The organism is Mycobacterium numidiamassiliense, assembly GCF_900157365.1.
In the GTDB taxonomy this organism is placed as follows: Bacteria; Actinomycetota; Actinomycetes; order Mycobacteriales; family Mycobacteriaceae; genus Mycobacterium; species Mycobacterium numidiamassiliense.
On record NZ_FUEZ01000004.1, the window covers coordinates 3,504,693 to 3,530,247 of the forward strand.

A 25,555-nucleotide genomic window follows, 5' to 3' on the forward strand; every position below is an offset into this window, starting at 1 on the left:
AATGTTCCTTACTGGTCGTAATTTCGGAAACGCTTGTTGTACAACGCGAATCGCTCGTCGACCTGCTCGGGGCGCAGGCCGTAGGTGTCCAGTCCGTACGGCGGGCGAGGGGCCTCCCGGGGCCGCACGTCGAGCCAATCGCGCATCGCGTTTTCCGCTGCGGCCGTCAGGGGCAGGCCAATGGCGTCGTAGACACGAGCCACCTGGCCGATCGGGTCGGCGACGGCATCGTCGAACGCGATGTCGGTGACCAGGCTGGTTTCCCCGCCATCCGCTGACGCCCAGTCGTCGCGGGTCGCCATTGCGCGGTCATTGGTCCAGCCCATCCGCTGCAGCCATTGCGCGCCCACCCGGTGCAGGTCGACGGCGTCGGCATGCATTGCGTGCAGCGTCGCGTTCAAGCTGGCACCGGAAGCGATCGTGGTCCGCGGGTCGCGGTGCATGTGCACAACGTGCAGGTCGGGCAACTGGACCCGCAGCAGGTCCAAATAGCCCAGATGAGCCGGCGATTTGAGCACCCAGCGCTGCGCCTGCGGGTCCCCCGCCGGACATCTTTGCCGCTTCTGCCACTGCAGGAATTGCAGCATGCGGTGCAGGTATTCGTAGGCGGGGCTGAAGTCCTGATCGTCGAGCCAGGACCGGTAGGCGGGAAGGTTGGCACCGGATTCGGGGACGTGCGACAGAAATGCGTCGGCGAGGAAGACGATCTCCTCCTCGGCTTCGCGCGCGTACATCGGATGAATGGCGAACAGCTCCGGTGCCAATTCACGGGATTTCGCCTCGCGCGCTTCGCTGATCGCGATGCGCGGATCACTGATGTCGGAGCCGGTGAACTCGTAATCGAGCCGCGGCGCGACCTCGACCACTTCCCAGCCGTAGGCACAGTTGAACCGCGGATCGGCCGCCAGCAGCCGCTGCAGCAGCGTGGTCCCGCTGCGCATCATCCCGACCACGACGACCGGCGCGGCGATGCGCTCGTCCAGGATGTCCGGGTGCCGCCGGATCCATTCCTGGGCACGAAGCCGCATCCGCAGGCTGTGCACGAGGCCGGAACGCACGATGTGGATACCGATGACGTTGAGATCCGCGCCGGCGTAATCGTCCAGGAGCAGCGTGAGGGCGTGTTCGAATTCGCCGGGGCCCCAATCGGTGAGCGCTTCCTTGCGCTGGGCATCGGCGAGCACGGTAGCGACATCGAAGGCGCTCGAGGGTTCCACCGGGTCGAATCCTTGCGACGACGTCAGAACTTCAGGTGGTGGCTGAGGTCGCCGGTCTGGTCGACGAACATGATGCGGGTGTCGAACCACCACACGCCGTCCAGGCGCTGAAACGTGTCTTTGTAGTGCCCGGTGACGATGACCTGCAGCGGCAGTTCGGGAGTCGCCTGCGTGACGCAGTAGTACGACGTGCTGCGCGCGGTTCCCGCGGCCTCGTCGATGTGGAGCTGCACATTGCTGGTGAGGTGCTTGGTCTTCGGGGTGCCATCCTCGTAGATCCGGGTGGCCATCTCGTACATCTTCCGCACCCCGGCGGATCCGCTGAACACCGTCTCCGGCGGCCCGTCCTCCATCCCGCAGATGCGGCCATGCTCGAAAAGCCCGGCCACCGCGTCCATGTCGCCGCCGTCGAGCAGCTCAGCGTAGGTGTAGAGCAGGTTGGTGATTTCTACTGCACTATCACTCATCTCGAAAACCCCGCATGAACTCGGTTTTCCTCCGTTGGATGCCGGTGGCTGCTGCCGCGTCGCAAACAATAGTGGCAGAGTTGACCGAACTTACATTCATTTTGGCTCGAATGGCCGATTAGTCTGGTCGCCGTGACCTCACCTTGGACGCCGATGCGACTCGGCGACTTGACCGGCAAGCGAATCATCGTGACTGGCGCGACCAACGGCGTGGGGCTGGGCACCGCGCGCGCCCTCACCAAGGCCGGTGCCGACGTCATTCTGGCGGTGCGCAACGTCGAGCTCGGCAGGCAACGTGCCGCGGAGATCGGCGGCTCGACCACCGTGGTGAAGCTCGATCTGGCCGACCTGTCGTCGGTGCGCGCCTTCCCGACGCTGATCGATGGGCACGTCGACATCCTGATCAACAACGCCGGCGCGATCACCAACCACCGTGCCGACACGGTCGACGGGTTCGAGATGACACTCGGCACCAATCTGCTCGGGCCTTTCGCCTTGACCAACCTGCTGTTGCCCCGGGTCCGCTCACAGATCATCAACGTCGGTTCCGACGCCCACAAGTCGGCGACCCTGCGCCTCGACGACATGCACGCGCGCCACACCAAGTGGACGAGGCTGGGCGCCTATGCGACGTCGAAGCTTGCGGTGATGTTGTGGGGGCTCGAACTGGATCGCCGCTTGCGGGTGGCCGGTTCGCCGGTCGTCACCCAGCTCACCCACCCCGGCTGGGTCGCCTCAAACTTGTCGCATGTGTCCGATTCGACGCTGATGTCGTTGTCGCACAGGGCCGTCCAGGGTTTGGCTGAGCGATTGGGCAACAGTAACGACGAGGGTGCGGTGCCCACGCTGTACTGCATCAGCGAGCCCGTGCCGCCAGGCAGTTTTGTCGGGGTGAGCGGCAGGCTCGGTCTTCGTGGCGCCCCGGCGCTGATCGGTCGCTCCGTGCTGGCCTCCGACTACGACGTCGCCGCGCGTCTGGTGGCGTTCGCCGAAAAAGAGACCGGCACGACGCTGTCGGTGTAGCCGTCGTCCAGCGGCGCCTCGCCGACAGGTACGTTGCCCGTCATGGGTGAACTCGATAACACGGTTGCCGTGGTCACCGGCGCCGCCCGCGGGCAGGGCCGTAGCCACGCCGTCGCACTCGCCGAGCAGGGCGCCGACATCATCGCTGTCGACATCTGCGCGGACATCGATGCGATTCCGTACGCGCTGGCGACCAAGGCCGATCTCGACGAGACGGTGCGGTTGGTCCACGCCGCGGGCCGCGGGGCGGTGCCCGTCATCGCCGATGTCCGCGACCTGGCGCAGCTGGACGGCGCCGTGCAGGCCGGCATCGATGCCCTCGGCGAGATTGACATCGTCATCGCCAACGCCGGGGTGGTGGCGATCGGCGACACGGAAACCCGGTCCGAACCGGTGTTCAACACGATCGTCGACACCAACCTCAAGGGCGTGTGGCACACCATCCTGGCCACGGTGCCGTCAATTGTCCGCAAGGGTCGGGGCGGCTCGGTCGTGTTGATCAGTTCGTCGCAAGGCCTGACCGGTAAAGGCGGTGACGGCAGCGCCGCGATGTTCGCCTACGCCGCGTCCAAGCACGGCGTGCTGGGCCTGATGCGTTCGGCGGCGAATGCGTTCGCGCAACACAGTATTCGGGTCAACTCGGTACACCCGAGTGGGGTAACCACCCCGATGATTCTCAACGATTTCGTGGTGAACCGGATGATGGAGAATCCGAACCCGGCCGTCTCGCAGATGCTGCTTCCCGGGGTGCCGTTGGTCGAACCCCAGGATGTCACCGAGGCGGTGCTGTGGCTCGTCAGTCCCAGGGCGCGCTACGTGACCGGGGTGGCGCTACCCGTCGACGCTGGCCACCTGGTCATGTAGCTCTCACTTGATGCGCAGCCCGCGCTTGTGCACCCAGAGCAGGGCAGCGACGCTACCGCCCAGCCACACGCCGAGGGCGATGGCCAGGTGTACGAAGCTTTTGGTGTCCCTGCCGAATACCGGCCAGATCAGTGCGGGCAACTGCGTCCACAACACCCGATGCTCTACCCCGTTCATCGGGTCGGCGATGTAGTACAAGGCGTAGGGCAACGTCAAAGCCAGGATCCAACCTCTGGTGCGGCGACGGTCGTGACGTTGCCGCCAGCGCCGAGTCAGCGGCTCGACGCTCACCGGGTGCAGCGCCGAGATCACGTTGCCGACGCCCAGCCAGGAGATGATCGGCACCGCGACCGTGGGGATCGTGATGGCAAGGCGCTCAGGCGTTTCCAGCCACAGTGTCAGAGCCATCGCTGCCACCAGGGTGGGCAGCCCGACGATGATCAGCAGGGCCAGGTTCTTGATCAGCAGGATCCGCGACATCGGCACGCCGTCGCGCACCGCTGTCAGCACCCGGTAGTGGTCGGCGCCCAGCACGTTGGTGGTGGTGACATCGGCGAGGATCCACGACGAGAAGTAGGTGCCGACCAAGATCACCCAATCTTGGTGCCGGCCAGCGGTGAGCGGCTGTACCAGCAGCCATCCGACGGCGAAGACCATGTTGGCCACCACACCCATCAGCCAGGTGCGTGGCGGGGTGAATGCCCAGCAGATCTCGGCCCACACCGCGGGCAGGAGTCCTTGCTGGAAGTCCTTGGCGGCTCGTCGTGCCGCGGCTGGGCGGGGAGCCGACGCACGTGCGAAGGTGACGACGGCGGCACGCACATGTGGGCGCATCGCCAGCGGCAACTCCACCCTGCGCTCCCCCTCACCTGTCCGGGCAATCACCCCGCCTATCAACAGTTTTCGTTGCGACTCGTCAGTCTGAAGGTCGCGAGGCGTCACCACCGGATGCTTGATCGATGAAGCGCCTGTGCAACTCCTCGGTGAGTACATGGATCTCGCGGGTGAGCTGGGTGTTGGTTTTGAGCTCCAGTTCCTGGCTCTCGAAGTCATGGTCGGCCCTGGCTTGCTGGAAAGCCGCCTGGCGATTCTGGCCGATCATGACGAACGTCGACAGGAAGATCGCCTCGAGCGAGACTACCAACGTCAAGGTCGGCCATGGGCTCCGTTCCAACAACACCATCCACACCCCGAACAACGCGGCATGGAGCCAGACGAAGTTCATCGATCCGGCAAACGACGTGATCCGGTCGGCCAGGCGCAACTGGAACTTTTCGCTTCGTCGTTTGGCTTCCTCGAGCACAGCCGGATGGTGAAGCTGTCCGCTCCGCAGTAGACGGCGCGGAATCAGTTGTGGGCTGTGCCGATGGTCGTCCGCTTGGGTGGTCATGCTGAGCCGCTCCTTTCGGTGCCAGGGCGCGAGCTCGGTCGCGTCGGCAGGCACATGTCGGCGGTCGGGTGGGCCGCTGGCTAATGGTAGTAGTCCCAATCCCGCGGCCCGGGTGGGCGGCGGCGAGCTGGCCCGCCGCCTGCCGGTTTACCCAATTTCGCCCTTGATAGAACGTGTTACAGTTTGCCGATTGTTCAGGGAGGCCCGCATGGATCCGATCGTCGTTGCCTACGCCCGTTGCCGTCCGTTGCAATTTGCTACGGCGCAAGGAGATTGAGCAGAATGCCGAACCGCAAGCGTGTCGTCGTCGCCGGGTTGGGCGACGTAGGTCTGCTGGCCGCGATCCGGCTGGCCCCGCACGCCGACGTCGTCGGAATCTCGGTCAAGCCGGCGCTGGTCAGCGGCCAGGAACTGGGCGTGCGCCTGGCCCGGCCGGACGATTGGGCCCGCGACTACTGGATTTCGTTCGACCGGTACCGCCGATTGGATGGGGTGAGGACGGTGCAGGCCGAGCTGACGGGAGTGGACCTGGCGGCGCGCACCGTGTTCGGCCGGGATGCCGGCGGCGCGGCGGTCACCGAGGAGTTCGACGCGCTGGTGATCTCGACAGGAGTCAGCAATGGCTTCTGGCGCCAGCCGACGATCGAATCGGCCGACGAGATCGGCGCCGGACTGCGCGCCGCGCACGATCGCCTGGCCGCAGCCGAATCGGTGATCGTGCTGGGCGGCGGTGCGGCGGCGGTCAGCAGCGCCGTCAATTTGGCAACCACATGGCCCAACAAGCGGATTGACCTGTACTTCCCGGGAGAAAGTGCCCTGCTCGGGTATCACCCACGCATTTGGAAACGCATTCGAAGCCGCCTGAATGACCTCGGCGTCGGCGTGTATTCGGGACATCGTGCGGTGGTTCCGAACGGGTCCGCCGGCGGCGAGATCACCAGTAGGCCGGTCGAGTGGAGCACCGGCCAGCCCCCGGCCTCCGCCGACGCAGTGCTCTGGGCGATCGGGCGGGTGCAACCCAACACCAACTGGCTGCCGACCGAACTGCTCGACGACGACGGATTCGTCCGCGTGACATCAGAGCTCAGGGTGCCCGGTCATGAGGGCGTCTTTGCGGTCGGAGACGTCGCGTCAACCGATCCCCTGCGCAGCTCCGCCCGCAACCGCGGGGATTCGCTGGTGGCGCACAACGTCCGGGCCGCGTTTACCGGTCGACCGCTGCGTAGCTACCGGACGCCAGGACGGCGATGGGGCTCACTGGTGGGTATCCAGCCCAACGGGCTGGAGGTCTTCCTGCCCACCGGGCAGGCGTTCCGTCTGCCGTCCTGGTCGGTCCAACGGGTGGTGATGCCGTGGGTCGTCAAGTGGGGCATGTACCGGGGTGTACGAGATGATCGGCCGCTCCGACCGACCGACTCGCGAGCCCACTAATCGCCTGTGCGCGTGAATGTTTCGTCGAAGTCAAGGTTGACCGAACAGGAACCGCTCTGCTCCCAGTGACCGTGCCCGGCAAGTAGTGCGATCGGATCCTGTGGCGGCTTGGGCAACGGATATTGCGCGGACGCGTTCAGGTGCGCCGGGCTGCCGTTCTGGCACTTCCCGTCCGAATTCTCGGCCCAGATCCAGGTCGAGCCGCTGAAAACCAGTGGTACGTCGCCCATCTTGGAGTGGAAGTAGCTCATGCATCGCACGCCGTTGCGTTGACAGTCGGTGCGCAGAGCGCTGTCACCCAGCACCTGCGGCTGCCCCTTGGCGAAGGTCCGGCTGAGCTGGTAGTGACCGCGTAACGCTTGCGCCGGTGACACCACCCGCGGAGGCAGGGTGGCCGGGTCGGGGAGGCTGCCCGGATCGACGTCGCCCGTACGGGTGAAGGTCACGGTGCGGGTCTCGTGGCAGTTATTTCTCGCACTCCTGGTGTGCTGGCCGGTGAGCGTGCCGTCGGGACGCGGTTGCAGCGTGAAGACCTCCCAGATTTCCCCGGTACTGTCCCGGCATGGGCTGGACGTCAGGGACACCGCCACCCAACTACCGCTCAACCCGTCGAACACCGCCCTCGGCGCGAAGGTGGGCTCACCGTTAAGCCGCGCCGCCGTTGCCACGCACCCGGAGGCTCCACACTCCGATCGAACCCCGTAGGTACCCGTCGACGGCGGCGGGCCCGCAACAGCATTGCCGTCCAGATCAGTTACCGGGCCGAAGTCCGCCCGATAAGTCCCCGTGAAGGTAGCCAGCGAGGCGGCGGCGTTACCGGGTGGTGGGTTCGGTTGTGTGACAGACGGTTTCGAGGCTATAGCGCCAGCCGGTCCATGATGCCCGGAAAGTTTCACGATGGCATAAACACCGCCGACAATCAGCAACCCAACCGCAACGAGCGCGGCAATCAGAATGCCTGGACGCCCCGTCACCCGGCTCCGAACGGGAAGTGGTGCAACAACATCTATCGCCGGCTGGGTGTCGTGGGCGTACCAGGCAACGGGGACGCCGACGCCGTAGGACGGCGAAGTCAGGTGCTGACCCAATTGGTAGGCGAACTCCCCGCAACTCCTGAACCGGTCGGCGGGTTGCTTGGCCATCGCTGTGGCGAAGACCGATTCCAGCGCGGCAAGGTCGGGGCGGTGCACGGCGATCGACGGCGGCGGCGAGTTGATGTGGTGGGCGATCACCACGGTCGGGTTCGGGTGGACGTACGGCGGCTCGCCGACCAGCAACTGAAATGCCGTGCAGGCCAACGAGTACTGGTCGCAGCGCCCGTCGACTGGCTCACCCCGCAGCTGCTCGGGCGCGACGTAGGCCACGGTGCCCACCGTCGTGTTCTCGGCGGTCAGGTTTGACGAATCATCGATGCGCCGCGCAATGCCGAAGTCGGCCAGAAAGATACGGCGGGCCTGCCCGTCGGGATCGGTCAGCAGGATGTTGGCGGGCTTGACATCGCGATGCAACAACCCGCGATGATGCGCATAATCCAGCGCGGAGGCGACCGCGGCAATGATCGGCACTACCTCGTTCAGCGGCATCCCGCCCGGGTAATTCGTGCGCAGCAGCCGGGCCATGTCGGTGCCGGCCACATACTCCATCGAGATCCATAACTGCCCATTTGCCTCACCGCGGTCGTGCACCGCGACGATGTGTGGATGAGACAGCCCGGCCGCCAGGTCGGCCTCACGCGCAAATCGTGCCCGATACTCGGGATCGTCGGTGTAATCGGCCGGCAACACCTTCAACGCTTCCTCGCGCGGCAACCGCGGATGCGACGCCACGTACACGTCTCCCATTCCGCCCCCACCCAGCATGCGCAGGATCGTGTATCCGGCGAACACCTGGCCGACCGCGAGGGACATGGCCAAAATGGTAGATCCTGCGCCCCGCAATCACCTGAGAAATGAACTCGTGCCTTGGGGCGACGGCTGCGATGGTGTGACACGATGATCGCGTGCGCGCATTCGCCTGCCCGGTGTGCCGGGGCTTCGTGGCATTCGAGTCGCACCGGTGCCCGAATTGCCAGGCCGAGTTGGCATTTCACGCGCCAACCGCATCGATGGTGGCGACGTCGTCGGACCGCGCGGCCGTCGGCGGTGGTCACTGGATTGCCTGCACCAAGGCCGCCGACCTCGGCTGCAATTGGCTGGTACCCGAGGAACAGCGGGACCAGGCGGGCCGGGGCCGCTGCCTGGCCGATTCGCTGATCCGGCGCGAACCGGCGGCCGACGACACCATCGCCGTGGAGAAGCTGGTGTCGACCGCGGTCGACCTGCGCAGGCTCACCTGCCAACTGCTTGACCTGGGGCTGACGGTGGATCCGTTTTGGCGCACCCCAGGCGGACTCGCCTTTGACCTGCTGTCCAGCTACAGCGCCGGAGAGCAAATCATCATCGGGCACGCCGGCGGGGTGATCACCATCGACCTGGCCGAATCGCTCGACGCCCATCGCGAGTCGCTGCGGGTCCGGCTGGGCGAGCCGTACCGCACGATGCTGGGCCATTTCCGGCACGAGGTCGGCCACTACTACCAAAACCTTCTCGTGGAGACCGGTGCGGGTGTGCGCTATCTCGAGGAGTGCCGGGAGCTGTTCGGTGACGAACGTGCGGATTACCAGGCCGAAATCGCGCGACACTACAAATTCGGGGCGCCGGAGAAGTGGACGGACTCCTTCATCTCGGAGTACGCCACGATGCACCCGTGGGAGGATTTCGCCGAGTGCTTCGCGCACTATCTGCACATCACCGACACCATCAACACCGTGCGCGAGTCCGGTTTGGTGCTGCTGGCGGATCGGACCCGCATCGCCGTTCCCCGCGACATCGTGCCGCTCGAGTCCTACGCCGATGCTCCCATCGAGCAATTGTTGTACGACTGGAAGTGGTTGGCGCTGTTCTTCAACCGGATCAACACCGCGATGGGCAAGCAGCCGCTTTACCCGTTTGAGATTCCGCCCCCGGTGATCCGCAAATTGGGCTTCGTACACAAGGTGATTCGGCACCGGGCGATGACGCCGGGAGCGCTGAACCCGGCGTAGCGGTTATCGTCGAGTTCATGGAATGCCGGATCTTCACCGATCCCAGCAACGGCGCGACCTACCAGGACCTCAGCGAATCCGCGCAGTTGGCCGAAGAATTCGGATACGCAGGGTTCTTGCTGTCCGACCACTACGCGCCGTTCGCGGGAGACGGTCAGCCCGGTCCCACCGACGTGTGGACGACATTGGCCGGGCTCGCGCGGGACACCTCACGCATTCGACTCGGGTCGTTGGTGTCGTCGGTGACGTTCCGGCACCCGGGCTCGCTGGCGATCATCGTCGCACAGGTAGATGCGATGAGCCGCGGACGCATCGAATTCGGTATCGGCGCAGGCTATTTCGAGCCGGAACACCGCGCCTACGGGATCCCCTTCCCGGCCGTCGGCGAGCGGTTCGACCGGCTGGGCGAGGCGCTGGAACTCATCACCGGTTTGTGGCGCTCGCCCACCGGGCAGCGTTACACCTTCACCGGCGAACATTATCGACTGATCGATTCGCCGGCCCTGCCCAAGCCATGGCAAAGCCCCGGCCCGCCAATCATTTTGGGCGGGACGGGCAAGAAGCGCACGCCCGCGCTGGCGGCGAGATTCGCCGACGAATTCAATCTGCAGACTTCCCGGCGCCGGGCGCCGGGAAAGCATCAGCGCAGTGAACTCATGAGCCGAGACGTCGCTGCTCAGATCGATTTGGTGCGAGGGGCGGCCGAGGCGATCGGACGGGATCCGGCCGGCATCACCTTCTCCATGAGCGCCCTTGTCGGAGTGGGACACACCGCGGGCCAGGCCACCGCCGCGATCGACCCGGAAAACTATGCTTGGCAAACCTTCGACGGAACCACCCTGGTCGGCTCGCCGGCGCAGATTGTGGATCAGCTCGGCCCCTACGCCGAGTTGGGAATCACCCGGGTGTATCTGCGCGCGCCGCGCCGCATCGACAGCCTGGCCGATAATTTTGAGCTGTTCGCCGCCGAGGTGCTCCCGCAGTTCGGATCCACGCCGCGGTAATCACCAAATTCTAAGAATTCGCGTCGGCATGATTCCCGTTCGATCCGAATGGGAAGACTGGACGGGTGTCAGTGGGGGTTGATGCATTCGACAAGCTTGTCTCGTTACTGAACTATCCGATGTACGTCATCACCACGCTGGTCGACGGCGTCGCGGCCGGATGCTTGGTCGGCTTCGCCAGCCAAACCAGCATCCAGCCGCCTCGTTTCCTGATCGGTCTGTCGCCGAAGAACCACACGTTCCGCGTGGCGGCCGATGCTACCCATCTCGGCGTGCACGTGTTCGACATCGAGCACCTCGACGTCGTGCAGCTCTTCGGTAGCCAATCCGGTGACACGGTCAACAAATTCGAGCGGTGCCACTGGCATTCCGGTCCCGCGCAGATGCCCATCCTCGACGACGCGGCCGCGTGGTTCGCCGGCAAGATACTCGATCGGTTCTCCCTGGGTGACCATGTCGGGCATCTGCTGGAGCCCGTGGGCGGCAGTCCACCGCACGAACTCGAGCGGTGGGTGTCCTACGGCGATGTTCGGGACCTGAAACCGGGACACCAGGCCTGATCAATGAGCGAATACCACCTGCACCGCCGTGGAGCGGGCACTATGAGCGGCGCTCCGCTCATGGGCACCGTCGGTGACATCACCGAACTCGCCTCCTACTACGCCGAGCCGCCACAGGGCGTGCGCGTCAACATGATCTTCAGCGCCGATGGTGCCGCCACGTTCGGCGGTCGCGTTGGTCCGTTGTCGGACGAAATCGACCAACAGCTGCTGGAGATCCTGCGGGGGTTCGCCGACGTGGTACTGGTCGGAGCCGGCACCGCACGCGCCGAGAAGTACGGCCCGGTGCGGCTCACCGAGGCTCAACAGGCTCAACGGCATCGCGCGGGGCGCACCCAGCCGCCGCCGATTGCCGTGATCAGCCGGACCGGCGCGTTGCCGCCCACGCTGGTCAGCAATCCACACCAGCCGCCGCTCCTGGTGACGTGCGCGGAGTCCGCTGCGCCACACGATGAAGCCGACGACCAACGCTGCGGTGTGCTGGTGGCCGGCGAGGGCTCGGTGGATGTGGTGGGCGCCATCGCATTGCTGCGCGCTCATGGTCTGTCCCGCGTCCTGTGCGAGGGCGGACCGACGCTCCTCGATGAACTGGTGGACGCCGACGCCGTCGATGAGTTCTGCGTGACAGTGGCCCCCAAGCTCGCAGCGGGACAACCGGTCAACAAGCGGCGGCGACCGTCACAATTGTCGGTGCCTGCCAGACTGCGGCTGGCGCACGCGCTGATCCACGACGACTACATGTTCCTGAGATACCGCCGCTAGCCCAGGGTCAGCCCCGTGGGTAACCTCGGCGCACGGTGCGATCGAGAATGCCCAGCGTCGCCCGCAACGCACCCTCGGAGATCACCGGAAAAATACCGGCGTCTCGCCACGTCTGCTCGATGTTCGACCAGTCGTAGAACGAGGTGACGACGGTGGCCGCGGGATCCTCGCCCGGCTCGAGCCGGCAGCCGTACACGTGGCCGATCTGGGGCCGAAGCTGGCCCAGGATCGTCCACGAGATCAGCCGATCTTGTTCGAAGTCCCTGATCTCGACAGTCACGTCGTACTTGCCGAGTTGCGGATAGTCATTCAGTGCCTCGCGGTCCATGTGGACCACGAAACTGTCGCCCGCGGCCCCCACCGGATCGCCTTCGGCGTCCTGGAGCATCCCGGTCGAGTCGATCGCCACGTGTCCCTGCGGGTCGCAGAGCACGGCGAAGATCTCGGATGCCGGAGCGGCAATAGTGCGTTGGATCTCGATGCGTTCGGTCATGCGTACCTCGCAGTGGGTGGCTTCGCCGCTCACTCTACGACGCAGGACAAGGCGGGCGTCAATGATCCGCCGGGCGCGAAAGCCTGCCTGGCGCATGCTTCGAATCGCGCTCACCCCCGTGCTGTGCCACCGTGGATTAATGGCGATATCGACGTCTGCGCACCCCGATCGGGGTGGCCAACGCGAGCGTGGGACAAGCACCTGGTTTCAGCGCGATTACGCAGCACCTAAGCGTGACCGAACTGACTGTGCTGCAACGCCTTTAGCCGATGGACGGTCAGTTTCGCCCGTACGCAGAGGAGGACCATCGGCCACGTGAGCAATTCGGCGGACGAGAACGACTATCGCAATTTGGCGGTGAAGGACGTGCGGCCCAACGAACTTCTGTGGGCGCTCAACCACGATGCCGTGCACGGCATCGCCTATGCGTTCAAGAACCCCGTCGCCGTCGCCGACTCCGGCGACGATCCCGACGACGACAGAAAGACCTACCTCATCCGAGTCAGGCGTGACGATTTAGCCGACGCGCTGAGAAAAATCAACGAATGGGTCATCGAAAACCCCGGCCCCGGGGGGATGCACGCGTACGGCTTCGTCAGGGCGCTGTCGCGCGAGGGGCTCAGCGAACGCAAAGCAGGTGACGAGGAGCTTCAATAAGCCCGGGCCGGCGAATGATCGCCGGGCCGCCGGACCGCAGCTGGTACGGGGCGCCGGCCTTTGCCGCAGCCAGCCACGCTGTTCTCCCGCATTGGGCGATTTGCTGGCATTCTCCCTATTCACCATGTCCCGGGATTGCCGCAACCATTAGCCTTATGCCTGGCAAGCCACGGTGCATTCGTGCCCCGCGCGGGCGATGAACGAGGGCGCGGGGATGGTTGCACTCGGTTTGCGGAGCGTGGTTGGCGGTTGAGGAGTCGGCGATGGGTGATACGGACGCGGATCCGCGGGAGGGTTCGCAGTTCGGGCCGTATCTGTTGCGGCGGCTGGTGGGTCGCGGCGGCATGGGCGATGTGTATGAGGCCGAGGACACCGTGCGCGAGCGGATCGTGGCGCTGAAGCTGATGTCGCAGACGCTGTCCAACGATCCCGTCTTCCGGGCGCGAATGCAGCGCGAAGCCCGTACCGCGGGGCGACTCCAGGAACCCCACGTCGTTCCGATCCACGATTTCGGTGAGATCGACGGGCAGCTCTACGTGGACATGCGGCTCATCGACGGCTTTGATGTCGCCACCCTACTGAATCGCTTTGGGCCGTTGGCTCCCCCGCGAGCGGTGGCGATTGTGCGGCAGGTCGGCTCGGCGCTCGACGCGGCGCACGCCGCCGGGGTGATGCATCGCGACGTCAAGCCGGAGAACATTCTGGTGAGCGGGGACGACTTCGCTTATCTCGTCGATTTCGGCATCGCCAGCGCCGCTTCCGACGAGAAGCTGACCCAGATCGGTACGACGGTTGGCACCTTCAAGTACATGGCCCCGGAGCGGTTCAGCGAATCCGAGATCACCCACCGAGCGGACATCTACGCGTTGGCCTGTGTGTTGTATGAATGCCTCGTCGGATCTCCGCCATATCAGGGCGATCAGGTCTCGGTGATCGGAGCCCACCTGAATCACGCGATCCCGCGGCCCAGCGCCGCGCGGCCGGGCATTCCCGCGGCATTCGACGCCGTGATCGCACGCGGCATGGCCAAGGACCCCGCGGACCGCTATGCCACCTGCAGCGATCTGTCCGCCGCCGCCTACGCGGCGCTGGCCAGCCGCGATCAGGATCGTGCCACCGATATCTTGCAGCGCAGTGAGGCAGCTGGACCGCCGGCCGCGTTCGCCGGCCATCCGCCCAGTGGCTTTACACCAGCACCGCCGGCGATGGCGGGCCACGCCCCGCCGCACGGCCCGGTGTGGCCCACGTCCGCCACCGGATCACCCAACGGTCCCGGTGGGCCGCCCCATCCGACCGGTTGGGGCGGCCCACCCACCTGGCCGCCCGGCGATCCGGGTAGCGCGGGGGCACTGGCGTGGAGTCCGCCCCCACCCCCGCGTCGCCGCAGCCCCTGGTTGTGGGTTGCCGTGGTCGCCACCGTCGTCGTGGCCATCGTGAGCGTGGCGCTCGTCGTTGCCCAGCCGTGGCGGTCGTCGTCCTCCTCGTCCTCGTCCCGGTCGACGACGACGGCGGCGCCGCCGCCGGACGCGGTGACGCTCAACATCCTCGACGACGGCGTGTCCGTGGGAAGTTCGGCGGCGCCAACAACCATCGACATCTTCAACGAACCCATCTGCCCCCCGTGCGGCAGCTTCATCCGGTCGAACGCCGGTGACATCGACACCGCGGTGAACAACAAAAAGCTCGCCGTGCGCTATCACCTGCTGAGTTTCCTCGACGACAAGTCGCACAGCAAGAACTACTCGACACGAGCCGTGGCTGCCACGTATTGCGTTGCAGGCCAGAGTGATCCAAAGCTGTATATGAGTTTCTACGCCGGCATATTCGCAACCGACTTCCAGCCCCAGGAGGGTGCTCCCGAGGATCGCGCCGACGGGGAGTTGGCGCAACTGGCAAAAAGCGTCGGTGCCGACGCCAGCGTGATCAACTGCATCAAATCCGGAGCAGACGTCAGCACCGCCAAGGCCAAATCCGACGCCGGCGACGCGACACTGGCCGGGCTCAGTGCCAATGGCACCCCGTTCGTCTGGGATGGCACCAAGGCGGTGAACTACCAGGATCCAACCTGGCTGACCAAGCTGCTGGGTTAACCGCATCCAAACCTGTTGCGTCCCTTGCGGAACGATCCGGGCGCCGGCCGACTATCCGGGCCCGATCGCCGCTGTCCCATTCATACCGGCCAGCGCGGTGCGGACCTCGGCGGGAACCGACGTGTAGACGGCGAACAGGTCACACACCCCTTCTTGACTGTCACATTCGATGACCTTCACAAACGCCTGTCTGCCCGCGACATCGAGCATGAGGTCGTCAAAGGGAGAGACCGCTGCTTCGGTGCGGACTCGCAGTGCTTCCTCGCCGCCGGCGATCACTTCGGCCGGGTGCTGGTCGCCGATGATCTTGTCCTTGATGATCGCTAGACGGATTGCCCTGGGCACCGCGAGGACATTCAACGTCCGGTCTGCGCTGGGGAGCTGCAGGTCGTACTCCCCGGCCAGACCTCTGATGTCGTAGACGGTAATCGGGTCTGTGAAGCCCTTGGCGTGCAGCTGGAAGGACCCCAAAGTGTCTGCGATGTCTTTGATCTCGTCGTACGTCCAGTCCGAGACCAGTACCTGTCCCCCGACGGTATGTGACTCGATCCGAGCGACAAGGTTGACGGTCCTGCCGATCGCGGTGTACTTCTGCCGCCGCTTCGAGCCGATGGTGCCGATGACGGCCTCACCGGAATGCACGCCGACGCCGAGTGCGAGTTCGGGAAGCCCCTGCCCGCGATGACTGGCATTGAGGTCATTCATCGCCAGCTGTAACTCGAGGGCGGCGGCCACCGCGTTCTGGGGCGCATGGTCGTCGGTGATCGGTGCGCCGAAGAAGACCAGCAGGCCGTCGCCCAGGATTTCGTTGATCGTTCCATGTCGGCGAAACATGACTTCGGTTGCGCGCTCGAGGAATCCGTTCAGCACCTGCACAACCTGCTCGGGTGCGAGAACCTCGGACAATACGGAGAAACCGCGGATGTCGGCCATCAGTACCGTGAGGGTGCGTCGCTCACTGCCCAGATGTCCTTCTGGGCGCGCCAAAAGCTGTGCTTTCACCACTGGGCCCACGTAACGGCCGAAGATGTCTTCGACGCGTTGTTTCTGTTCGGTCAACTCGACTGCGCGCTGCCGGGCTTCCTCGCCGGCTTGCAGCTGTCGCACGATGCTGACTGCCTTGGCGATGGTGGCCCGGAGGTCTACCACGTCGAGTGGTTTCACTTGAAAGTCGAAGGCCCCCCGCATCATCGCGGCTCGCACATTTTCCAGGTCGTTGTACGCGGTGAGCACGATGGTCTTCAGGGGGCGATGCAGCTTGGAGACCTCGGCGAGCAATTCGATGCCGTTCATCCGGGGCATGTTCAGGTCGGTGATGAGCACCTCGAGATTGGGTCTCGCATCAACCATTTTCAGCGCCTGAATGGGATCGGTCGTGAAGCTCAGGTCGTACTCGCCGCGCTGCAGCTCCTTGCGAAAGCGGCCCCGGAAAAGCGCTCCGACGTCTTCCTCGTCATCGACGACGAGTAGCCGCACCGGCTGGGTTTCAGACGCTACGAACTCCTCCGACGACGCGTCGGGACGGTGATGCGAGGGCTGGGCATTCACCATCCCGTTACGCGCCGTCCACCTGCATCGCGCTCCCTAAGGCTAGCTAAAGTTCCTGCGTATCGTAGCCGACTTTCGGATGCGGCCGCCGTTGAATGACCAACACCCAGAAGCTATCTGGAGGTGAACGGGTGGTGACGAATCGCACGGCGGCATTCGGTCGCGGAGCCTCGCCTTGTGCGCTTCAGACGAGTATCAATTTACCGCTACAACGGATTTCGGCAGCGTGCCGGAGCCGCCCAGTGGCGGGATGGAGGCGATCTCAAGAGTTCCCGCGCCAGAGTCGGCGTGATTCCCTACACTGCGGATGAATAGCGATCACCGGTGAGGCATGGTGGAAACAGCAGAGAGCGCCCCAAAGGTCCGACGCCCGTGGCCGACAAGCAGGGTCTTCTGGAACCTCGCTTTGGCGATGATCGGTTTTGGGATGATCGTCGCCGTCACGTTGCGACTCTTCCTCTTGTCGTTAGGAATGAGCGTCGACGAAGTGTTTCGGCCCGCGCCCTTGGCCATCAGCGTGACCGCTGGGTTCGTGGTGGGTCTCCTGAACTACCGTCTGGTAAGCCGGGTTGTGCGGCATCGATTACACGTGGTGTCGGCGCGGCTCTTGGCGGCCCGGGACGACATCGCCAGCTGCGTCGGAACCGATTCTTGGGAGCCGTTGGCGCCGCGCTATGCCCTTCCCCTCTACTGCGAGGATGAATTCGGCCGCACGGCGGCAGCGTTCAATTATCTATTGAGTGCCCTCGATTCGAGCCAGCAGGCCGAACGGGATCTTCGTCAAAGCCTGATCGACCAGGCCAAGCTGGCCGCCATGGGCACGCTCACCGCCGGGGTCGCTCACGAAACGAAGAACCCGCTGAACTTTGTGGTGAACTTCGCCGAGTTGAACCTGGAACTCTGCGCCGAGCTACGGGACGTTGCCAACGAAGATAGCGCGGACCTGGTCGCAGACCTCGAGGCGAATACGGCCAAGATCACGCACCACGCGCAACGGGCGCTCGCCGTGATGGCAACGATGCTTCAAGTCGGTCGTTCGCACGCCGGCGACGCTCAGCCGTGTCAACTCAACCACATCGTGGAGCAGAGCGCGGCCCTTGCGGAGCATTCGTGGCGCGCCAGTCACCAGGGTGCGCGTTGCGCGATCCACCTCGAATTCGATGACGACGAGCCGGTCGTCCGCGGCTTCCAGGGCGACCTCGTCCAAGTGATGATCAACCTCGTGATGAACGGTATCGAGGCCGCTTCGTCAACCCCCGATCAGGTTGCGGAGGTGCACATCTCGGTAGCACACGACGACAAGTGGGCATCGGTGACCGTGCGCGACAACGGGCCGGGCATCGATCCCGAGACACTGCGTCGCATCTTCGAACCGTTCTTCACCACCAAGTACCACACCGGTGGCACCGGACTTGGATTATCCATTAGCAAGAACATCGTCGATAATCGCCACCAGGGCGAGCTCGGGGTAACCAGCGAGCCAGGAGCAGGCGCTCGCTTCGTCGTCAAGCTCCCGCTCGAATCGGTGTCGGCTAAGACGGCGGCGCCCGCGTAAAGCTATTGACGGCAACACAACTGAGGAGTTGACCACTATGGACGGAAGCGATAACGCGGTCGCACACAAGGCAATTCATGTGTTGATCGTTGACGACGAAACTGACATCGAGGCGCTGTTTCGCCAGCGGTTCCGCCGTGAAATTCGTTCCGGTGCGGTGGTTATGCAGTTCGCCGACACCGGCCGCACAGCCCTCGACATTCTGGAGGCGTCCGACCCCGATGTCATCCTGGTCGTCAGCGATATCGAGATGCCGGTGATGAACGGCCTCGAATTGCTTGAACGCGTGCGACACACGTGGCCGCACGTCCGCGTCTATCTCGCCACCGCCTACGACACCGAAACCTACACCCGGCGAGCGGCCGATCTCGGTGCCCATGGCTATTTCACCAAGCCGCTGGACTTCTCGGCATTGCGTCAGATCATGTTCGCCGCCTGAGCATCCGCGGCTCAGGCAACGAGGTCCGGCTGCGCCTCCAGAATCGCGCGCGTCGCCGCGCGCCCCGCCTCAACCGCGGCTTCGAACTTCTTGAAGTCCAGCGGGCCGATCGACGAGATGTCGGGCTCGATGATGGCGGCGATTCGCGGAAGGTCGAGCAGGTTGCCGTTGGAGGCCGCGAGATCGACAGTGCGAAGCAACGTCTCCTGCAGCGGCGGCAGCACCGCATCGGTGCCGGTGAGCAGCCGCCGCACCAAACCGGGAGGCTGAACGAAGGCAGGAAGCAACCCAAACCCCCTCGACGGCAAGAACTTTCGGCGTAGGTCGACGCAAATGACCTCGCCGTCCTGGTCCGCGCACATCACGTCGGCCGGAAGGTTGTTCAGCAAGCCGCCGTCGATCAGGAGTCGCTCGGCGTCTTGCACCGGCGGAAGAAGACCGGGGATCGAGATCGACGCGCGAACAGCCAGCGACAGCGATCCGCGCCGATGGACGATCTGGTCGCCGTTGATCATGTCCGTGGAGACGGAGAAGAATCCGCGGGGCAGGTGCTCGATCAACAGGCCGCCGAAGATTTCCTGCACGATGCGATCGATGCGGCCCCCTCGGGTGAGCGCGATCGCCGGCAGCGTGTAGTCGCCGAGCGGGCTGACGTTTCCGATGGTCTTGCGCGCCGCATCGGTCGCTTCCTCCGCCCCCATCCCCATCGCGAAGGCTGCCGCGGCGATCGCACCGGCGCTCGTTCCGCCGAACCGATCGATCACGACACCTGCCGCGGTGAGTTCTTCGTACACACCGAAGTGGGCGAGACCGCGGGCGCCACCACCCGCCAGCACCAGACCGAGCGAGCGGCCGGCGATGCGGCGCGCCAAGGCGGCGATGCCCGCGTCGTCGCCGGGGTGATGCGACACCGGCTCCAGCACATCCCACCAGCTGGGGTCGGGTTCGGTCATGGTGATCAGGTGCACAGGCCCCTGGGTATCGAGGCGCTCGAGTAGCTCGGGCGGATGGGATTGGTCCACCAGAACGACGAGTCGATCGCTTTGCGCGACAACATATCGCCGCCAGAGCTCGCCCGAACCGCTGTCGGCTACCACCAGGACCCAGTCGTTGCTGCGTTCGGCCCGGTCAAGGGTCTCGCTGAACGCTTCGACGAGTTCGCCGTGATCTGCGGCGGCAGCGGTGGTTTCGACGGGTGGCGCGACGACGGCGGTGCGACCGAGTGACCGCAGGCGGGTGGTGATCGCGTCGACGACCGGGGCTGCGACGGCTCCCCCGGTCGCCAGTATCCCGACCACCCTCGGACTTTGAGAGATGTTGACAGAGCGGGACTCCCGCAGCATCCTTGCCATCACCCGCAGCATCGCGGACTGTAGTTGCGGGGTCTTCGCGAGCACCTCGGTGAACGTCTCGGCGGCGATCCGCCACACCACACCATCGCGAAGCGCGCGCACTCCGGCCGAGCGAGTTTCGCCGGCGATCACGCCCAAGTCTCCGATCGAGTCACCGGAGGCCATCTCGCGAAACACTTCCCCGTCGGTGCCCACCGCCGCGAATCGCCCTGAGTCGATCACATAGATGGCATCCGACGGGTCGCCAACGTGGAATAGCCATTCATTGGCCGTGATGTGCTGGCGGTCAACGGCGCCCGCGAGTTGGTCGAGTTGCTCGTTGTCGATATCGGTGAGAATCGGAACATTCCGGAGCGCGGTCCGCGCGTCGGCCACGCGCCATTTGCGTCTGGCGGTCATGAATTGGCCGGCACCCGGCGCTGGTCCAGCGCAACACGAGCCGGCGCGATACGGCATCGGCCCGTAACCGGGTTTGCTGAGTGCATACGCATTCCTCCCCGACGGTCCAAAAGAGAAGCTGGTGTCGGTCGGGAGCTTATCCGCCGACCGGTGGCCCTGCTCCAAGACTTTGCCAGAACTTCGGCGAACTATCGTTCGTTCGCTGTCGCCATAGCCGCAGGCTCACTACTAATTCGCCCATTATTACTACCGCCAGGCTTAGTTCGAATCCTTTTGCGGCAGAGAGAATCCCAAGTGATGAGTGACACACTGGAGTCCCGCGAATTCGGGTACAGATGTCGCCTTTAGTTAACCGGGAAGTCACCCGTGGTTCCGCCGACGTAGGCCATATCGCAAATTCCCAAACGCACCCCTTCGTTTCAGGTAATGTCCGCAACATCAACAATCGCCGGCACTAAGGACAGCCGTGACCTCGACGGACCAGCCGATCAGCGGGACCGCGGTGGGTCGATTCATCGGGAAGACCACCACGCGTTTGATGATCGGCGAACCAGCCCCAACGCCCGGTTAATGGCGCCGCGTCACGAAAGCGCAGCGACATCATGACTGCGGAGGAGCGTGGGCATTAACGGCACTGGGATCACAAGTGCTGCCGAGCAAGTCGCTCTGGGGCGACGCCGGCTCCGTCCCCCGCCGCGTCGGCGCAGGGCCACCCAACCAACCGGATTTTCGCGACGACGGCTAGTAACGGGGCAATGATGACGTCTTCTTCTATCCCCATGCGGGGCGGCCACTCCGACGAGCCGTTGGGATTCCTGATCGTGGAACAGGATGGCTCGCAACGCAACGTGCCGATTTATGACCAGATGTTCGTCGGCCGCGAATGCGCCGGGATCCACGAATCGCGCCGGTTGGTGATCCCGGATCCGGAGATCTCCCGCAATCACCTCGAAATCCGGTTGGACGCCGTGGCCGATCAGGCTTTCGTCATCGACATCAGCACCAACGGCACGTTGCTCAACGGGATGCGGCTCGAACGTGCGGTCCCGCGCCCGATCCGGCCCGGCGACGAGATCCGGGTTGCCGACGTGACAATGACCTTCAACTCCCAGCGGTTCACCGCCATCGACCAGGGTGGGCTGCCGGGCGTCACCCGAACCCGGATCAGTCAGTCCGCCATGGTGTTGGTGGTCGGGGACATCATCAACTACTCAACGATTTCCGAAGTCACCGACGACCAAGTCGTCGCGCAGAGCCTGCACACCCTGTGGCACGAGGTAGGCCAGGTGTTGCAGGCCCACAAAGGCACCCTCAATCACTATGCCGGCGACGCGATTTTCGCGATCTGGGAGGCGAGCAGGTTCCCGGACGCGGGTGAGCGAGCAATCGACTTCGCCCTCGCTTCCAATGAGCTTGTCGACCGGCTCGCTCCACAACTGCCGTTGCGCAGCCCCGACGGTTCGCCGATCCGGATGGGCTGGGGGGTGGTGGTGGGCACCGTCGCGCTGGCCGCCATGACGAGATCGGTCGAGGCGGTGATCGGTGACTCGACCAACGTCGCGTTCCGGCTGGCCGGCCTGGCCGGGCGACAGGGACGCGCTTCGGTGATGGTGACCACCGGCGTGCGGCGCACCGTCGAGGCGCACTTCCGATGGGGAGAGGGCGAACAGGTCGAGCTGAAGGGCCGGCGCGGCAAGGAGATGGTGTTCCCCGTCCTGGGCCGCCAGGTCTCCGGTTCGGACACATCGCCGGGGCGTAGCGATGTCGTCCGGCCGGACGTCGCGGGGCGGCCGGGCCTTGCCGAACCAACCTCCGAATTGCCCGTATACAAGTCCGACTGAGCCGCCTCAGCTTCACGTCAGGAGATCAAGGATGGATCTCGGAACTTCCCAGGCAGAACGTAGCCCAGGGGATGCCGACGGGTATGGCGCAGGGACCCCCACGAACGGAAGCCGGCCCAGCCGTCGGCGCCTGACGGTCCCGCTCACCGTGCGCCGTCAGCCGACGTCGATGGCCGTGCTGTTGGTGGCGGCGTTCGGTGCCTTTCTTGCCTTCCTGGACTCGACGATCGTGAACATCGCGTTCCCGAACATTCAGAAATCGTTTCCGACCTACAGCATCAGCAGCCTGTCCTGGGTGCTCAATGCCTACAACATCGTCTTTGCGGCCTTCCTCGTCGCGGCAGGCAAGCTCGCCGACCTCCTCGGGCGCAAGCGGTTGTTCATCTGGGGCGTCACGCTGTTCACGGTTGCGTCCTGGTTGTGCGCGATCGCCAACTCCGTCGAACAACTCGTCGCGTTCCGGGTGTTGCAGGGCGTCGGTGCCGCGCTGCTGGTTCCGGCGTCCCTCGCGCTGGTGGTCGAGGGATTCGAAGTCGCGCGCCGCGCGCACGGCGTGGGGTTGTGGGGTGCGGCCGCGGCCATCGCGTCGGGCCTGGGCCCCCCGATCGGCGGGGCGATCGTGCAGGTATCGGACTGGCGGTGGGCGTTCCTGGTGAACCTGCCGCTGGGCGTCCTGGCCGTCGTCGTCGCCCGGCGTCACCTGGTCGAGAGTCGCGCCCCTGGCGTCCGGCGAGTACCCGACCTGCGCGGGGCGGTGTTGCTCGCGGCCGCGCTCGGGCTGCTCACCCTCGGATTGATCAAGGGGCCGGACTGGGGCTGGGCCAGCGCGGGCACCGTCGGGTCCTTCGTGGCCGCCGCCGTCGCTTTGGTCGGATTCGTGCTGAGCTCCCGATACCATCCAGCGCCGCTGATCGAGCCCGCATACCTGCACATCCAGTCGTTCTTCGTCGGCAATGCGCTGACCATCGTGGCAGGCGCCGGCTTCTACGCGTATCTCCTCACGCACGTCCTGTACCTCAACAATGTATGGGGCTACAACCTGCTCCAGACGGGCCTCGCCGTCGCACCCGCCGCACTCATCGCCGCGGTCGTCGCGGCCGTCCTGGGCAAGGTCGCCGACAAGCACGGACACCGCATGATCATCTTTGTCGGCGCGCTGATCTGGGCCGGCAGCCTGATCTGGTACCTGCAGCGCGTCGGAACACATCCGGACTTCCTCGGCGACTGGCTACCCGGACAGGTGCTGCAAGGCCTCGGGGTGGGCGCCACGCTGCCGCTGCTCGGCAGCGCCGCCCTGGCCCGAATAGCCAAGGGCGGCAGCTACGCAACCGCGTCGGCGGTGGTGAGCAGCAGCCGTCAGCTCGGCGCCGTCATCGGCGTCGCGCTGCTGGTGGTCCTGATCGGCACCCCGGCCCGCGGCGAGGCCGTCGAGGCGCTGCGGCGCGGATGGGGATTGGCCGCGGTCTGCTTTGTGGCCGTCGCGCTCGGAGCGCTGTTCCTGGGCCGCACCAATCACGTGGCCGCCGCGGACAGCGAACCCCGGCCCGCGCCCCGGCTCGAGTCCCGACCGCCCACGCGGGTGGCGGCACACGCCGCAACGACGGCGGCACTCGCCCCCGATGCCGACCTGTTCGAGAGCCTGCCGCTGTTCGCGGGGCTCAACCCGGAGCCGCTGTCCGAGCTGCGGCGTACCACCAAGGACGTGGAGCTCGACGCCGGCTCCTACCTCTTCCACCAGGGCGATGTCGCCGACGCTCTGTACATCGTGCGCAACGGCCGCCTGCAGGTCCTCCAGGGCGACGTGGTGCTCAGGGAATTGGGCCGCGGCGAGGTGATGGGCGAACTCGGTCTGCTCACCGGTGCTCCCCGGTCCGCCTCGATCAAAGCCGTGCGCGACTCCACGCTGGTGCGCCTCACCAAGGCCCAGTTCGACACGATCGCCGACGCGCGTGTGCTCGGCGCGCTGGTCCGCGGCCTGGCCACCCGGCTGCAGCAATTGCCGCCGCCGGCGGTATCGCGCTCCGCCTCATCGGATGTGGTGGTCGCGGTTGTCGGCGTCGACGCCGGCGCCCCGGTGCGGGCGGTGACCGAGGCACTGCTGACGAACCTGTCCCGCGACGTGCGGGCGGTGGATCCGGGCCGGGTCTCCCGCGATGGGCTGGAGCGGGCGGAGCGATCCGCGGACAAGGTGGTGCTGCAGGCGGGCACAGACGACGCGCCCTGGCGGGACTTTTGCCTGCGCGCGGCCGACCGGATCGTGCTCGTCGCCGCGGACCCTGCGCCGCCCTCGGCCCCGCTGCCGGCGCGTGCCGTCGGTGCGGATCTGGTGCTGGCCGGCCCGACCGCCAACCGAGAGCAGCGGCGCGCGTGGGAAGCGTTGCTGACGCCGCGGTCGGTGCACACGGTTCGGCCCGGCGGCTCGGCCGAGGAACTGCGCCCTCTCGCCGCGCGCATCACGGGTCGCTCTGTCGGGTTGATCCTCGGTGGTGGCGGCGCGCGTGCGTTCGCCCACCTCGGGGTGCTCGAGGAACTGCACGCCGCCGGGGTGGAGGTCGACCGAATCGCCGGCACCAGCATGGGAGCGATCGTCGGCGCACTGGCGGCCACCGGTCTGGACCCGGCCGGCGTGGACGCCTACGTGTACGAGTACTTCATCCGCACCAACCCGATGACCGACTACACCGTGCCGGTCAAGGGGCTGACGCGGGGCCGGCGCATCCCCGCCTTGTTGCGTCAGGCGTACGACGGGCGACTGGTGGAGGAGCTGCCCAAGGAATTCCGTTGCGTCAGCGTCGACCTGCTCGCCCGTAAGCCCGTGGTGCACCGACGGGGTCTGCTCGCCGACGCCGTGGGCTGTTCGCTGCGCCTGCCCGGAATCTTTCCGCCCTACGTCTACGACGGCACGCTGCACGTCGACGGGGGTGTGCTCGACAATCTGCCCGTCTCGGCACTGTCCGGTGGCGAGGGCCCCCGCATCGCGGTGGCCGTCGGGTTCGGCGGGGACACGACGCCGTCCTCCCTCGCTCAAACTTCCGGTCCCCCAAGGGTTCCCGGGATCGCCGAAACCCTGATGCGCACGATGATGATGGGCAGCGGGCTGGCGGCGGCGACCACCTTGAACCAGGCCGACGCGGTGATCCGGCCCAGCACCCGTGGCGTGGGACTGCTGGAGTTCCATCAAATCGACCAAGCCCGCGAGGCCGGCCGCGCCGCAACCCGTGAGGCGTTGCCGCAAATCCTGACGCTGCTGGAGCGATGAGCGTGGGGATGTCCGAAATATGTTGCCGCAGAAAATGATTGGGCTGTTTCCAGGAACCGCCCGCTTCGGGGTTCGGCGGCGGGCCGGCGCGACGGCGCACCGGCTAGGCCACGACAGGCACG

At 65.6% G+C, this 25,555-nt stretch carries 21 protein-coding genes; 13 read left to right on the top strand and 8 right to left on the bottom strand.

Annotated features, from left to right (window positions below; genetic code table 11):
• Positions 1 to 8: 8 nt before the first annotated feature.
• Complete coding sequence (locus MNAB215_RS25140) at positions 9 to 1,217, bottom strand: sulfotransferase family protein (protein ID WP_077081198.1); 1,209 nt, start codon at positions 1,215 to 1,217, stop codon at positions 9 to 11.
• A 23-nt stretch (positions 1,218 to 1,240) separates the two neighbouring features.
• Complete coding sequence (locus tag MNAB215_RS25145; protein ID WP_077081199.1) at positions 1,241 to 1,684, bottom strand: nuclear transport factor 2 family protein; 444 nt, start codon at positions 1,682 to 1,684, stop codon at positions 1,241 to 1,243.
• 132 nt (positions 1,685 to 1,816) lie between these two features.
• Here MNAB215_RS25145 and MNAB215_RS25150 point away from each other — a divergent pair, with 132 nt between their 5' ends.
• Together MNAB215_RS25150 and MNAB215_RS25155 are read left to right on the top strand one after the other, a co-directional pair.
• Positions 1,817 to 2,707, top strand: coding sequence for an SDR family NAD(P)-dependent oxidoreductase (locus MNAB215_RS25150; RefSeq protein WP_077081200.1), 891 nt, complete (start codon positions 1,817 to 1,819; stop codon positions 2,705 to 2,707).
• Between the two features lie 42 nt (positions 2,708 to 2,749).
• Positions 2,750 to 3,571: a mycofactocin-coupled SDR family oxidoreductase gene (locus tag MNAB215_RS25155; protein WP_077081201.1), complete on the top strand. Its 822-nt coding sequence runs from the start codon at positions 2,750 to 2,752 to the stop codon at positions 3,569 to 3,571.
• Between the two features lie 3 nt (positions 3,572 to 3,574).
• On the opposite strand, the gene MNAB215_RS25160 is transcribed toward MNAB215_RS25155, so the two are convergent.
• Together MNAB215_RS25160 and MNAB215_RS25165 are read right to left on the bottom strand one after the other, a co-directional pair.
• Positions 3,575 to 4,405 (bottom strand): hypothetical protein, encoded by an 831-nt coding sequence (locus MNAB215_RS25160; protein ID WP_077082318.1) that lies wholly within the window; start codon positions 4,403 to 4,405, stop codon positions 3,575 to 3,577.
• An 82-nt stretch (positions 4,406 to 4,487) separates the two neighbouring features.
• Entirely contained in the window at positions 4,488 to 4,874 is a 387-nt protein-coding gene (locus tag MNAB215_RS25165; protein WP_245830396.1) for a DUF1003 domain-containing protein, read from the bottom strand.
• A 369-nt stretch (positions 4,875 to 5,243) separates the two neighbouring features.
• Here MNAB215_RS25165 and MNAB215_RS25170 point away from each other — a divergent pair, with 369 nt between their 5' ends.
• Positions 5,244 to 6,392 (top strand): FAD-dependent oxidoreductase, encoded by a 1,149-nt coding sequence (locus MNAB215_RS25170; RefSeq protein ID WP_077081202.1) that lies wholly within the window; start codon positions 5,244 to 5,246, stop codon positions 6,390 to 6,392.
• Here the strand turns inward: MNAB215_RS25170 and MNAB215_RS30610 are convergent.
• The gene (locus MNAB215_RS30610) at positions 6,389 to 8,299 is read right to left on the bottom strand and encodes a serine/threonine-protein kinase (RefSeq protein WP_077081203.1); all 1,911 of its coding nucleotides are present in this window, start codon (positions 8,297 to 8,299) and stop codon (positions 6,389 to 6,391) included. The two genes, MNAB215_RS25170 and MNAB215_RS30610, sit on opposite strands and share 4 nt — an antisense overlap.
• A 92-nt stretch (positions 8,300 to 8,391) precedes the next feature.
• On the opposite strand from MNAB215_RS30610, the gene MNAB215_RS25180 reads away from it, so the two are divergent.
• From MNAB215_RS25180 to MNAB215_RS25195, 4 genes are all read left to right on the top strand, one after another.
• On the top strand, positions 8,392 to 9,474 hold the full coding sequence (locus MNAB215_RS25180; RefSeq protein WP_077081204.1) for a zinc-binding metallopeptidase family protein: 1,083 nt from the start codon (positions 8,392 to 8,394) through the stop codon (positions 9,472 to 9,474).
• Between the two features lie 17 nt (positions 9,475 to 9,491).
• The gene (locus tag MNAB215_RS25185; RefSeq protein ID WP_077081205.1) at positions 9,492 to 10,478 is read left to right on the top strand and encodes an LLM class F420-dependent oxidoreductase; all 987 of its coding nucleotides are present in this window, start codon (positions 9,492 to 9,494) and stop codon (positions 10,476 to 10,478) included.
• A 119-nt stretch (positions 10,479 to 10,597) separates the two neighbouring features.
• Positions 10,598 to 11,038: a flavin reductase family protein gene (locus MNAB215_RS25190; RefSeq protein ID WP_077082320.1), complete on the top strand. Its 441-nt coding sequence runs from the start codon at positions 10,598 to 10,600 to the stop codon at positions 11,036 to 11,038.
• A gap of 42 nt (positions 11,039 to 11,080) precedes the next feature.
• A complete protein-coding gene (locus tag MNAB215_RS25195) occupies positions 11,081 to 11,800 on the top strand; it encodes a pyrimidine reductase family protein (RefSeq protein ID WP_077081206.1) in 720 nt (239 codons plus the stop codon).
• A gap of 7 nt (positions 11,801 to 11,807) precedes the next feature.
• Here MNAB215_RS25195 and MNAB215_RS25200 read toward each other — a convergent pair whose 3' ends face one another.
• Positions 11,808 to 12,293 (bottom strand): SRPBCC family protein, encoded by a 486-nt coding sequence (locus MNAB215_RS25200; protein WP_077082321.1) that lies wholly within the window; start codon positions 12,291 to 12,293, stop codon positions 11,808 to 11,810.
• Between the two features lie 315 nt (positions 12,294 to 12,608).
• On the opposite strand from MNAB215_RS25200, the gene MNAB215_RS25205 reads away from it, so the two are divergent.
• Both MNAB215_RS25205 and MNAB215_RS25215 read left to right on the top strand, forming a co-directional pair.
• Positions 12,609 to 12,950, top strand: coding sequence for a hypothetical protein (locus MNAB215_RS25205; RefSeq protein WP_077081207.1), 342 nt, complete (start codon positions 12,609 to 12,611; stop codon positions 12,948 to 12,950).
• Between the two features lie 263 nt (positions 12,951 to 13,213).
• Positions 13,214 to 15,040: a serine/threonine protein kinase PknE gene (locus MNAB215_RS25215; RefSeq protein ID WP_077081208.1), complete on the top strand. Its 1,827-nt coding sequence runs from the start codon at positions 13,214 to 13,216 to the stop codon at positions 15,038 to 15,040.
• Between the two features lie 51 nt (positions 15,041 to 15,091).
• Here MNAB215_RS25215 and MNAB215_RS25220 read toward each other — a convergent pair whose 3' ends face one another.
• Positions 15,092 to 16,591 carry an adenylate/guanylate cyclase domain-containing protein gene (locus MNAB215_RS25220; protein WP_077081209.1) on the bottom strand — a complete coding sequence of 500 codons (1,500 nt, stop codon included), beginning with the start codon at positions 16,589 to 16,591 and terminating at the stop codon, positions 15,092 to 15,094.
• A gap of 328 nt (positions 16,592 to 16,919) precedes the next feature.
• Here MNAB215_RS25220 and MNAB215_RS25225 point away from each other — a divergent pair, with 328 nt between their 5' ends.
• Complete coding sequence (locus MNAB215_RS25225; protein ID WP_083746246.1) at positions 16,920 to 18,143, top strand: sensor histidine kinase; 1,224 nt, start codon at positions 16,920 to 16,922, stop codon at positions 18,141 to 18,143.
• A gap of 37 nt (positions 18,144 to 18,180) precedes the next feature.
• A complete protein-coding gene (locus MNAB215_RS25230; protein WP_077081211.1) occupies positions 18,181 to 18,582 on the top strand; it encodes a response regulator transcription factor in 402 nt (133 codons plus the stop codon).
• Positions 18,583 to 18,593: 11 nt separating this feature from the next.
• Here MNAB215_RS25230 and MNAB215_RS25235 read toward each other — a convergent pair whose 3' ends face one another.
• A complete protein-coding gene (locus MNAB215_RS25235; RefSeq protein ID WP_077081212.1) occupies positions 18,594 to 20,333 on the bottom strand; it encodes a cyclic nucleotide-binding and patatin-like phospholipase domain-containing protein in 1,740 nt (579 codons plus the stop codon).
• A 758-nt stretch (positions 20,334 to 21,091) separates the two neighbouring features.
• Between MNAB215_RS25235 and MNAB215_RS25240 the strand changes: the two genes are divergently transcribed.
• Both MNAB215_RS25240 and MNAB215_RS25245 read left to right on the top strand, forming a co-directional pair.
• Positions 21,092 to 22,174: an adenylate/guanylate cyclase domain-containing protein gene (locus MNAB215_RS25240; RefSeq protein ID WP_245830397.1), complete on the top strand. Its 1,083-nt coding sequence runs from the start codon at positions 21,092 to 21,094 to the stop codon at positions 22,172 to 22,174.
• Between the two features lie 169 nt (positions 22,175 to 22,343).
• Entirely contained in the window at positions 22,344 to 25,433 is a 3,090-nt protein-coding gene (locus tag MNAB215_RS25245; protein ID WP_245830477.1) for an MFS transporter, read from the top strand.
• Positions 25,434 to 25,555: the final 122 nt, after the last annotated feature.